At 52.3% G+C, this 10,568-nt stretch carries 12 protein-coding genes and 1 pseudogene; 3 read left to right on the top strand and 10 right to left on the bottom strand.

Annotated elements, in window-relative coordinates; translation table 11 throughout:
* Positions 1-702: 702 nt before the first annotated feature.
* Together ygiD and WCG50_RS14495 are read right to left on the bottom strand one after the other, a co-directional pair.
* A complete protein-coding gene (ygiD, locus tag WCG50_RS14500; protein WP_336900314.1) occupies positions 703-1,524 on the bottom strand; it encodes a 4,5-DOPA dioxygenase extradiol in 822 nt (273 codons plus the stop codon).
* A gap of 84 nt (positions 1,525-1,608) precedes the next feature.
* A complete protein-coding gene (locus WCG50_RS14495; protein WP_336900313.1) occupies positions 1,609-2,082 on the bottom strand; it encodes an NAD(P)H-dependent oxidoreductase in 474 nt (157 codons plus the stop codon).
* A 501-nt stretch (positions 2,083-2,583) separates the two neighbouring features.
* Between WCG50_RS14495 and WCG50_RS14490 the strand changes: the two genes are divergently transcribed.
* Positions 2,584-3,354 carry an FTR1 family protein gene (locus WCG50_RS14490; RefSeq protein WP_336900311.1) on the top strand — a complete coding sequence of 257 codons (771 nt, stop codon included), beginning with the start codon at positions 2,584-2,586 and terminating at the stop codon, positions 3,352-3,354.
* A 15-nt stretch (positions 3,355-3,369) separates the two neighbouring features.
* Here WCG50_RS14490 and WCG50_RS14485 read toward each other — a convergent pair whose 3' ends face one another.
* The 7 genes from WCG50_RS14485 to WCG50_RS14455 form a co-directional block, all read right to left on the bottom strand.
* Positions 3,370-3,741 carry a TfoX/Sxy family protein gene (locus WCG50_RS14485; RefSeq protein ID WP_336900310.1) on the bottom strand — a complete coding sequence of 124 codons (372 nt, stop codon included), beginning with the start codon at positions 3,739-3,741 and terminating at the stop codon, positions 3,370-3,372.
* A 51-nt stretch (positions 3,742-3,792) separates the two neighbouring features.
* Positions 3,793-4,038, bottom strand: coding sequence for a hypothetical protein (locus WCG50_RS14480; protein WP_336900309.1), 246 nt, complete (start codon positions 4,036-4,038; stop codon positions 3,793-3,795).
* Between the two features lie 33 nt (positions 4,039-4,071).
* Positions 4,072-4,344 carry a helix-hairpin-helix domain-containing protein gene (locus tag WCG50_RS14475; RefSeq protein ID WP_336900308.1) on the bottom strand — a complete coding sequence of 91 codons (273 nt, stop codon included), beginning with the start codon at positions 4,342-4,344 and terminating at the stop codon, positions 4,072-4,074.
* A 55-nt stretch (positions 4,345-4,399) separates the two neighbouring features.
* On the bottom strand, positions 4,400-5,029 hold the full coding sequence (locus WCG50_RS14470; RefSeq protein WP_336900307.1) for a LysE family translocator: 630 nt from the start codon (positions 5,027-5,029) through the stop codon (positions 4,400-4,402).
* Between the two features lie 300 nt (positions 5,030-5,329).
* Positions 5,330-6,316, bottom strand: coding sequence for an MDR family oxidoreductase (locus tag WCG50_RS14465; protein ID WP_336900306.1), 987 nt, complete (start codon positions 6,314-6,316; stop codon positions 5,330-5,332).
* A 160-nt stretch (positions 6,317-6,476) separates the two neighbouring features.
* A complete protein-coding gene (locus WCG50_RS14460) occupies positions 6,477-7,514 on the bottom strand; it encodes an aldo/keto reductase (RefSeq protein ID WP_336900305.1) in 1,038 nt (345 codons plus the stop codon).
* A 302-nt stretch (positions 7,515-7,816) separates the two neighbouring features.
* Entirely contained in the window at positions 7,817-8,704 is an 888-nt protein-coding gene (locus tag WCG50_RS14455) for a DMT family transporter (protein ID WP_336900312.1), read from the bottom strand.
* Positions 8,705-8,875: 171 nt separating this feature from the next.
* Here WCG50_RS14455 and WCG50_RS14450 point away from each other — a divergent pair.
* A pseudogene (locus WCG50_RS14450) lies at positions 8,876-9,190 on the top strand (IS1634 family transposase); the annotation flags it as partial.
* A 27-nt stretch (positions 9,191-9,217) separates the two neighbouring features.
* On the top strand, positions 9,218-9,472 hold the full coding sequence (locus tag WCG50_RS14445) for a hypothetical protein (protein WP_336900304.1): 255 nt from the start codon (positions 9,218-9,220) through the stop codon (positions 9,470-9,472).
* Between the two features lie 166 nt (positions 9,473-9,638).
* Here WCG50_RS14445 and WCG50_RS14440 read toward each other — a convergent pair whose 3' ends face one another.
* Positions 9,639-9,914 (bottom strand): hypothetical protein, encoded by a 276-nt coding sequence (locus WCG50_RS14440; protein WP_336900303.1) that lies wholly within the window; start codon positions 9,912-9,914, stop codon positions 9,639-9,641.
* Positions 9,915-10,568: the final 654 nt, after the last annotated feature.

The following is a 10,568-nucleotide window of genomic DNA, read 5'->3' as shown; positions in this document are numbered from 1 at the left end:
AATAGTGGCTGGCTTCTGACATTAATGTTCAATGAATCAAATACTAAGCGCTGTATTTTGTATGGAGAAGCGACGCGCAAAAACTCATCGCTTTCGCGCCTCTGAAAATATTCAAGTGCCTACACGAATCGCGATAACACCCGGTTTAATTCGTCAATCTACACCCTACCCTGCCTGATAGAGTGAACCATTAAGTTAGTTCGGCACCTTGGGCGGAGTTCATGAATCGTAGGACAGCAAAGAACCTGCAAACATTCCGATATGTTGCGCGGCGGCAGGTCGAGATGAAGGCTGAACTGCAGTCAACAACCTCAGGCTCAAACCCTGCTGCAAGTAATTCTCGCTGGAGGCTTTGGCCTCAACTGAGTATTGAGTTTCCATACTATATAAACCTCAACATTTTTTAATAACTATTTATACAGTTTATATCGTTTTTTACGATGTCAAACCAAAAAAAAACCTTCTTAACAGCGGCACCCACTAATGGTCGGTTACGCGCAGTTCTGCGCACATTGGCGGCGCAGTTTGTTATAAGAGGTCCCACCTTTTTTTGCATGAAAACTCACATCAATTAGCTAAACTAACGCTCGCGGTCTCCCAATCCAGTCGAACTTTCAAGCTGTAGAGAATCCACACCGATTCATTGGCAGTGAACACACTGCTACGCTTATTCAGACCGCTACGACAACCGTTCATCCAGACTTACCCCCATTGAACACAACGCATGCTTATGGTTCCCAGTTGAAAGCCCTCATAGACGAATTTGGCGCTTTCGCCATCTCGCGCAGCGCCTAGTGCATACAACAGCGGCCAGTAATGGTCTGGGGTAGGAACTGAAATACGAGCACCAGCATCAAGAGTCAGGTAGTTCGACAAGGCCTTCGTGTCGTTGGCCACCAGTGCGCTCTTGACAGCGTCATCGAAAGACTGGGCCCAGGGCCGAGACGCGGTTAAGCCATCAGGCATACCCATGTCAAGCCCGCGCAGGTTGTGCGTGACATTGCCACTTGCAAGAATCAGGACACCCTTGTCACGCAATGCGGACAGCGCTTTACCCACCGCCAAATGGTAGTCACCGTCTTTTGCAAAATCGATGGATATCTGGAACACGGGAATATCGGCCTTGGGGTAAAGGTGGTGCAGGACGGTCCATGCGCCATGGTCCAGGCCCCAGTCTTCTGAGGGCTTTGCGCCTTGTATGGTCAGCGCACTGGCGGCAAGCTTGGCAAAGTCAGGCGAACCGGGCGCCGGGTATTGCATGTCAAAAAGGCTTTGGGGAAATCCGCCAAAATCGTGAATTGTTTTCGGGTGGGCCTGAACCGCCACCTTGATTTCTTTCTGAGTCAGCCAGTGGGCCGAAACCACCAGAATGGCGGTTGGCTGAGCGATATTCTGGCCCCACTGTTGCAAGGTACGCGTAAATTCATTGGTTTCTACTGCATTCATTGGGCTGCCGTGCCCTACAAAAATCGAAGGCATACGCTTCGCTGGTGAGGTCGTGGTTGCTCCGGCCAAGTTAGCCACGCTTTGAATAGCAGCTGATAAAGTTACATTCATGATTTGCCTTCGCGTCTTGTTCATGTGTCGTTTGTAGGGCGCAGTCTCTGGTTACAGCGCTTCGATTGCGGCGAATGCGGCGCTCTTCTTGGAAATACCTGCTTCGCCCATGGCGGAGCCATCAGCTTTAATCACGGTTACGTCAGTGATACCCATGAAACCCATGATGGCGCGCAAATTGGGTTCAACAAAATCCATGCCGCTTGCAGGTACTGCAGAGTAATCACCTGCTGAGCTTATCAGGATGACTGCCTTTTTATCTTTAAGCAGGCCGCGAGGTCCGGCAGAGGTGTATTCGAAGGTTTTTGCTGGATGTAGAACGTGGTCAAACCAAGCCTTTAACGCAGAGGGCACGCTGAAGTTGTACATCGGCACAGCCAGTACCAGGATGTCGGCCGCCAAGAGTTCGGCCAACGCCCTTTTGCCTTCAGTCGCTTGTGCGCTCAATTCTGTTGCATCTGAGCGCATTTGACCCAGCACGTCACCGCGCAGGTGAGGCAGAGGCGAGGCACCGAGGTCACGAATCGTGATTTAGCCATCGGGTTTCTTGGCGGCAGCGATGGCAGCGAATGCATCGGCCATTGAAGACGACACTGAATTCGCGCCTAGGATACTGCTTTTGATAATCAGAGTGTTAGCCATGACTTGTTTCCTAAAAAAGTGAAAGTGATGTCTTTAGTTTAGGAAGCAATCATTGAAAATTTACTATCTTTAATTCACGACTACGTTCTAATTTTTTGAACCATCTCAACAAGATGCAGTTGATGCTTCAATATAACTGTGAGATATGGCGCCAAATATGCGCGTAAAAATGGCGTTGAATAGCTCACTCCCCGTAAAATTTACTCCCAACCTTTTGAAGATATTTGGGTCGTTGCTTGTGGAGTAATCTGACCATGACCATGACCGTGGTCATGACGGTCTTGCAAACAAGTTGCCATGTTCCAATTTTCCTGATTGACAAATCAAATGCGAATGATTACCATTTGGGAATAATAATTTTCGAGGAAAACTATGTTCCAAACTTTGCTCATCACCTTCCGCGAAGGCTTGGAGGCCTTTTTGATGGTGGCCGTAGCCACGCTGTATTTGCGTAAAACGGGGCGCCATGCACTTATTAATGCGGTGCGAACTGGCTTGGGGGTGTCTATTGCCGGCTCCATTGCGTTGGGCGTAGTGATGGCAAAAATTGGCGCCTCATCGCCTATGTGGGAAGGTGTTTTGGCACTACTTGCCGCCACTGCGGTAATTTGGTGCGTTTCACACATGCTCAAGATGGGCAAGCAAATGGGGCGTGAAATTTCAGATGGTATTGGCAAGGCATCCGTCTTGGATGGTGCCCAAGCTTGGTGGTCGGTATTTATTTTTACGCTCTTCATGGTGGGCCGCGAGGGTGTCGAATCCGCTGCAATGCTTTCGTCACTGGCCGCAAACTCCGAGATGTATCTGCTGCTGGTCGGCGGCTTGGTTGGTCTGATTTCAGCTGCGACCATAGCTTTACTGTGGACTAAATATGGCCGACAGGTCAACCTCACACAGTTTTTCAACGTCACGGCGGTGTTCATGTTGGCGTTCGCGGCCATGCTGCTTCTCAAAGGATTCTTTGAGTTCACTGAGGTCAATTTGATACCAGGTATCAACAACGCGTATTGGCACGATTTGACAGAGGCTTATGTCGAAGGTGATTACGCTCAAATTTTTTCAGTCATGCTGGTGTTGGCGCCGACTTTATGGCTCGTCGCAACCTATTGGCTGGACCTAAGACGTAACCGTAGTCTAATGGTATCGCCTGCATAACAAGAACACTCTCAGTTATTTTGGAGTGCGTTTGCTTTTCGTTTGGTGCGCGGTCAATGCTGCCTGCAATGCCAGACGGGCCCAAGGTGCCATGTCTTGGGCCGATTCCATAGCAGCATCAGGGGAACTGTAATAGTTCACGCTGCGGGTCTTGCCTTTGGCCAGATAGGTGAACCGTTGGCAGCCAGCGGCCTCAAACATGGGACTGGTATCTGGACCGGCTTTGAGCCAAAGCTTTTCGCCCTGCCCCAGGTCCACCAGAATCGCCAATGTCAGCCCGCCCGAACTGATTCCGTAACCACCGAACATTCGGCGCGCCACACAGGGGCCGACCGTGGACAGCAACTCACAGCAGTATTGAGCGAACTCATTGGGGGGTGCGGCCATGGCAAAAGTTTAAGTCCAATTCGCTGTCACTGTTGAAGTTGCGATGTCAGGTCAGTTCCACTTCGCGTAGGCCCAACTGCAGAGTGCAACACCAACAGCCCAGAGCAACCACGTTTGCTGGACTGCATACGGGTACACCATCAGCGCGACACCTGTCCAGGTCAAAGAAGGTGTAAATGTTTTGCGACCGCGCCGAAAAGCCACATACCCGAAAATGCCAAACAGGATGGCGCCAACAATGTAGGCTGGACTGGGCAAAACCAAGCCAAGGGATTCGAGATTTTTCAGTTCATCCATGGGGCATGGTAACGCTCAGCCATTTCTACAGCTTCATAACAAGGCCTTGCCCTGCTCGGTAAATTGCCACCACGGCAGCCGCTCACCAGTATTCTGAAAATGCGCAACCGCCAGCAGCGTGTACAAAACGCAAGGGTCAAGGCGCTTTCCCATCACTGCCTCCAATGCTTGATATGTCGTAAGTGGGTCATGAGTAGCCAATTGAGCGGGGCTGTGAATGCCCAAGGAGCGCAGGTCGGCGGCGATGGCTTTGCCAATATTGGGCAGGTCTTCCAGCTGAATAAGTTGCTTATGGCCCGTGTTCACCATCAATTCCGGTTCAGTTCCTGTTTGAAAGGGATCTCCATACAGCCGGACAATGTCAGTCCCTGACTGTCGCCATCAGCGCGGCAAAGCCAATAAAGGCACCTCCAGTAACTCGATTGAAAGCCCGCAGTACATTCGCACGCTGCAAATAGACAGACAGGCGCTTGCCGCTCACGGCGTAGACAAAATACCAACTGGTTTCAATGACTGCAAATGTGGTCAGAAGTACGACGAACTGAAGCAACTGGGCCTGCGCGGGATTGATGAACTGCGGTAAAAAGGCAACCGCGAACAGAATGGCCTTCGGGTTGCTGGCGGCGACCAGCATCCCCTGGCGAAATAACGCTGCGGGCTTAACGGCAGGCACTATCAACGTGGCCGTGTCAAGCGGCTGCTCAAGCACTGGCGCGCGCCAACTTTTAACGCCCAGATACGCTAGATAAACGGCACCCGCCAAACGTAGCGCATCGAACACGGCGGGGAACACTTGCAGCAAGGCCCCCAGCCCTGCCGCTGAAACGCTCATCATGACCAGCAATGAGGTCATGCACCCGGCCATGGTCGCCATAGCGGGACGTAAACCAAAGCGTGCGCCATTGCTCAAGACCAGCAGCATGTTAGGGCCCGGTGTACCAGACACCACGAACGTCATCAAGACAAAAAGCCACCAAGTTTGCAAGCTCATAGAGTTAATTTTCAAAAAATGGCAGCCTACCCCTTCGGGGCTGCCTCAGGTCCCAGTATTACTCATTTTTATAGCAGCTATACATCTCAGATGACGCCTGTGAACGGCTGTTTAAATCCGGTGTCGGCAGCCTGATGGTCGCATCTGCCAACGCCATTTGTCGGGACTGGGTCGCTTATTGGAAACGCGAACATCCGTTTCTTTCCATTTGCGCTTTAGAAATCGACTGCACCTCCTTAGTAGCTCAATCCCTGGCAGCCCATCCTGCACATCAGCACTTGTGATTAACGGCTCGCGAATTTAGTCCCGATTTACGTCAACTACAACTCGGCCGCGCACTTTACCCTCCAGTAATTCAGCGCCCATGACAATGACTTCTGACAATCCGATTTCACGTGTCATTGCGTCGAGCTTGGTGGGGTCGAGGTCGCTGGCGAGTCGTTGCCAGGCTTCTTGACGCACGCTAAGCGGGGCCATGACACTGTCGATGCCGTACAGCGTGACGCCGCGCAGGATAAATGGCGCCACATTGGACGGGAAATCCATGCCGCCCGCAAGCCCGCAAGCGGCAACGGCTCCCCGATATTTGGTCGTGGCACAGGCATTGGCGAGGGTGTGACTGCCGACTGTATCAATGACACCGGCCCAACGCTCTTTGCCAATGGCTTTGCCTGGTGCGGAGAGTTCGGCCCGGTCGATGACCAGATTGGCGCCCAGCGACTTGAGAAATTCGTCTTCATGGAGGCGCCCTGTTGAGGCCACCACCGAGTAGCCCAACTTGGCAAGCAAAGCGATGGCGACACTGCCGACGCCGCCATTGGCGCCGGTCACAAGAATCTCACCGTCTTGCGGCTTGATGCCATGCTTTTCCAGTGCCAGCACGCACAGCATCGCGGTATACCCAGCAGTACCAATGGCCATCGCCTGGCGTGTCGTGAAGCTTTTTGGCAGCGGGACCAACCACTGCCCCTTCACGCGCGCTACTTCAGCCAGACCACCACAGTGGGTCTCACCGACACCCCATCCGTTCAATATGACCTTATCTCCTGTCTTCCAGGCTGGGTTCGTACTTTCAGTCACGGTCCCCGCAAAATCAATACCAGGCACCATGGGGAAACGACGCACGACCGGAGATTTTCCGGTTATTGCCAGCCCATCCTTGTAATTGAGTGTGGACCACTCGACTTGCACCGTGACATCGCCTTCTGGCAGCACGGTCGGGTCGATGGTTTGAAGCGCTGCTTTGTAACCAGCGTCGTCTTTGGTGATGAGAATTCCTTTGAACACGATATTTCCTTTGTGTTTATTTGTATGAAGAACAGAACCATTTCACCAATTTGACGATTGCCCATTGGCAAATCGGCAGATGGATAAATTAACGTCCGGACTTAACGGTGCTTCACATGAATCGGAGTTGATATAAAGCAAGTGGACGATGCCACTAAGGTTAATCTTTCACAGGCGGGTTGGCGCGGTATTGCCCCTGCATGGTCAGCATCCAGCCTGGATATTCGGGCGGCGATGCACTGACGTCGTCCAACTCTTTCAGTTCATCTTGACTCAACTCAAGTAAGGTGGCACAAAGGTTGTCTGCGAGTTGTGCTGGCGTCTTGGCACCCACAATCACGGTACTCACCTGGGGGCGACTTAGCAACCAGGCCAGTGCCACGCGTGCCACCGATACTTCATGGCGCTGTGCAATCGGGCGCATGGCGTCAACCACCCGGAAAGCACGTGGCTTATCGATTACCGGAAAGTCAAAATTCGCCCGGCGTGAGCCCTGCGGCCCTGTTCCGTCAGGACTGAACTTACCACTGAGCAGGCCACCAGCCAGTGGGCTCCAGACCATCAGTCCGAGTTGTTGGTCTTGTATCAAAGGTATCACTTCACGTTCCAAGTCACGCCCGGCTACCGTGTAATAAGCCTGCACACTCTCGAAACGGGCCAACTGATGTCTCTGCGAAATCCCCAGGCCCTTCATGATTTGCCAGGCCGCCATGTTGCACAGGCCGATGTACCGCACCTTACCCGAGCGCACCATGTCGTTCAGGGTGGAGAGCACATCTTCCAACGGGGTCAGTGGGTCATAGCCATGAAGTTGGTACAGGTCGATGTGGTCGAGTTGCAGCCGCTTCAGGCTGGCATCAAGCTCATTCATCAGGTGATAACGGGACTGACCGCGGGCGTTGACGGCCGTTTCGCTCATGATGCCAGTCGCCTTGGTTGCCACCACCAGTTCGTCGCGCGGCAGGCCCAGGCTCTTGATGGCGTTGCCGGTGAGCGTTTCGGATTCACCCAGCGAATACACGTTGGCGGTATCTATGAAGTTAACACCGGCATCAAACGCCTGCTTAACCAGCGCAGTCGCAGCACCCTGCTCCAAGCCCCCCATCACTTTCCAGAAACCCTGGCCACCAAAGGTCATGGTTCCCAGGCAAAGTTCAGAAACATACAGGCCGGTACGACCCAGCAGGCGATAGCGCATGGAATCCTCTCAAAGTTGGAAATAGTGAGGTCAACATTAGCAGCATCAAGAATCCCCATGCTGCGAAACGGTCAAATAATGCATTCGAAAATTTCGAGCTTAACTTTGGATAGAGAACCATATAGCCGCATCGAAACAGGCCCATTTTTTTCCAAATGCACAGCGGATGTGACGCGCTCGACAGTGTCATTGCGCGCCAAGCCTAAAACCGCTCGGCTTCAGCTTAATGCGGCTGAATACGATGGCGCCAGCCAATAGTGGCAGCATCCTGTTTGACGCGTCAACGACATACCGGCCGAGCTTTACATCACCACTTCCGATAGAACATTATTTGGCCTGTCGTGGCGCGCTGTAATTGAACTACCGACAGCAGCCAGCATAGTGCACGTAATAGCCAACCATTGCAGGCCACTCAGGTGTTCATCGAGCATCAGTAAGCCCAGCAAAGCCGCAACCGCTGGCTCCATGCTAGTCATGATGCCAAAGGCCTCTTGCGGCAGGCGCTTCAAGGCCACCATCTCCAGTGAAATCGGCACGGCACTGGAGATGGCAGCCACACCCAGTCCAAAGATCAGGATGCGAGGCTCAAGCAATGCTGAGCCCGCCTGCCAGACACCAAACGGAACCACTGTGATGGCCGCCACAGTCAGGCCCAGAGCCACAGAGTGTCCGGCATGCAAATGGCCCACTCGCTTTCCAAATACGATATAGCAGCCCCAGCACACCGCAGCGGCCAGCGCATACAGCACGCCTTCCGGGTCCAGTCTTCTCACGTCATGGCCCATCGGCAACAGCATACCCAGTCCCAGTATGGCCAGTGCCAGCCAAACAAAGTCAATTTTCCTGCGCGACGAAATCATGGCCACCGCCAGTGGCCCGGAAAACTCAATGGCGACTGCCAAACCAAACGGGATGGTGCGCAGCGACATGTAAAACAGCAGGTTCATGAAACCCAAGGCAACGCCGTAACGCAAGAGAGACAATGCATCAACGCGCGACAACGGCCATCGCCACGGCCGCCACAAGCAAAGTAGCAGCAAGGCAGAAAAGCCGACCCGCAACGCGGTGGTACCCAAGGAACCCACTTGGGGGAAAAGCTGTTTGGCAAAGGAGGTGCCAATACCCAGAGCCGTTACTGAGCCCAGTACGGCTAGTAGGGGCAAAGCATTGGTGAATCGGTGCGAGGTCATCCTTCGAACATAACCGATGTCAATGGCATCAGGACTTGAAGCTATTTCAACCTGATGAGAAAAGTATTCCCCTGCCGTTTTGGTTTGTTCAGACAAGCCTCACGTCGAATCATTAATCAAAATGAAATTTAATGCAGTTACCACGATAAGACTCGCAACCGGTTCTGTTGGGAGCTGCTCGATGGCAAGTTGCTGCTGGTGACCAACACCAATGCAACAGCGGCTGAGGTGGTGCAGCGTTACAAAAGTCTGGCTGATATTGAGCGCGGGTTTCAGGTGCATAAATCCGACATCGAGATTGGCCCGGTGTACAACCGATTACCACAGCGCATGCGGGCCCACGCGCTGATTTGCTTCATGGAGCTTGTTTTGTACCGGGTGATGCGTATGCGGCTCAAGGTCGCCCAACGCTCAGAATCGCCAACCACGCTTTTGGAGAAACTAAAAGGTATTCATCTGCAGACCATTGCGACCAGTGCGGGGAAACACTGACCGGTTTGACTTCCATTTCTAATGGAATCGACCACTTACGATCAGGAAGTGTCGAATTTGTTACGCATAGCCCTGCAGTACGCCCGCCATGAAAGCGGCCACGCTCTCTGTTACAAACTGGTCAATGGGATGCGCCCCGAGCACGCCCTGATTTTTAAGCGTGGCACCAAGGTCTCGTCTCCGATTCCCAATCTGGATAAGTTGATGAAACTACCTGCGCTCAGCGGCGGTAAAAGCCAGCGCACTCAGAACCTCGGGCGGCAAAGAACCCAATGAAAACAGCTTGGAGGTTCAACCTCTGGGCGGGCAAGGACAAAAACGATGTCCATCGCCGCGTTGCAGGGCATCGCTTCATCAACCATGATGGTTGTACGTCAGGAAAAATATTGGAGGATTTACAAACGTTTCTGCACGTCACTCGTGCATAAAGAACTTGCTGCTGTCAATCTTGTCTGGGCCGAGACAGATAGACCAGCAACGCGCACGTTAGTACGGGTCCCAAAAACCCCAAGATTTGCCCCACTTGTGTGGCCGGGTCTCCAAAGATGCCCATCACTTTCATGATGGGAAGTGCGAGGATGGCAGTTATCAATCCATGTTTTGATTCTGAGAATTTGTTGAGGTTTAACTTCTTTCGCAGAGCAAGCCAAGCAATTGGAAAAAAAATGACGGCCATCCCAGCACCTTGAACCACCGAAGAAACCAATAAATCATCCATTCGTAACCTTATTTTAAAATCATCTAACTGTGGGAATTATTCATGATTACGTTCCCAGCTATCGCCAGCAACAGCAATGTTCGTCCAGGTCCATAGCATTCAGGAACTCTTTCAGGTTATTGACTTCGGCCTTGGGCTTATAGCTTTGCCAGCGTTGGTCATGGCGCATTCTGAAGACTCGCCATCGGCCTTTGGTACGGACGAAGGTCGCTTTGCAATCTGTGTCTCTTGCTTCTCAGTGAGGTCACTCAACTGAGGTCTTAATTCGAAAATGTCGACACTTTGGCCATCAACTCGACATTCAACGTCGAGTTCATCCCGAATGTGAACAGGTGATTTGCGACGCCACATGAAAGCTTCAATTTCGCTTAATGCCATCTGGAATTCAAGAGTACCAAGTAAGGAATGATTCTATTGGCCCAAAATTAATGCCTGAGACGACAGCTAACGTGTATGTTGAATATGCAGCGACTGCTCAATGAATAGGCACATTGATTGCGATAAGTGACAACAGGTCGTAACGGATATTTCTACCGAGATAACCTCAAGGCGCAAGCACCCGAATCTGAAGCAGGAGCCGGGTATTGCTACTCGCATCGCTGCTGTAAACCCCGGGTTGCTGTCTGTTGCCGGTCGCTGCTATCGTGACCCATT

This window comes from Rhodoferax sp. (assembly GCF_037143375.1).
Classification (GTDB): domain Bacteria; phylum Pseudomonadota; class Gammaproteobacteria; order Burkholderiales; family Burkholderiaceae_C; genus Rhodoferax.
The sequence above is the reverse complement of the archived record's forward strand: the minus strand, read 5'-3'. Positions and strand labels throughout refer to the sequence as shown.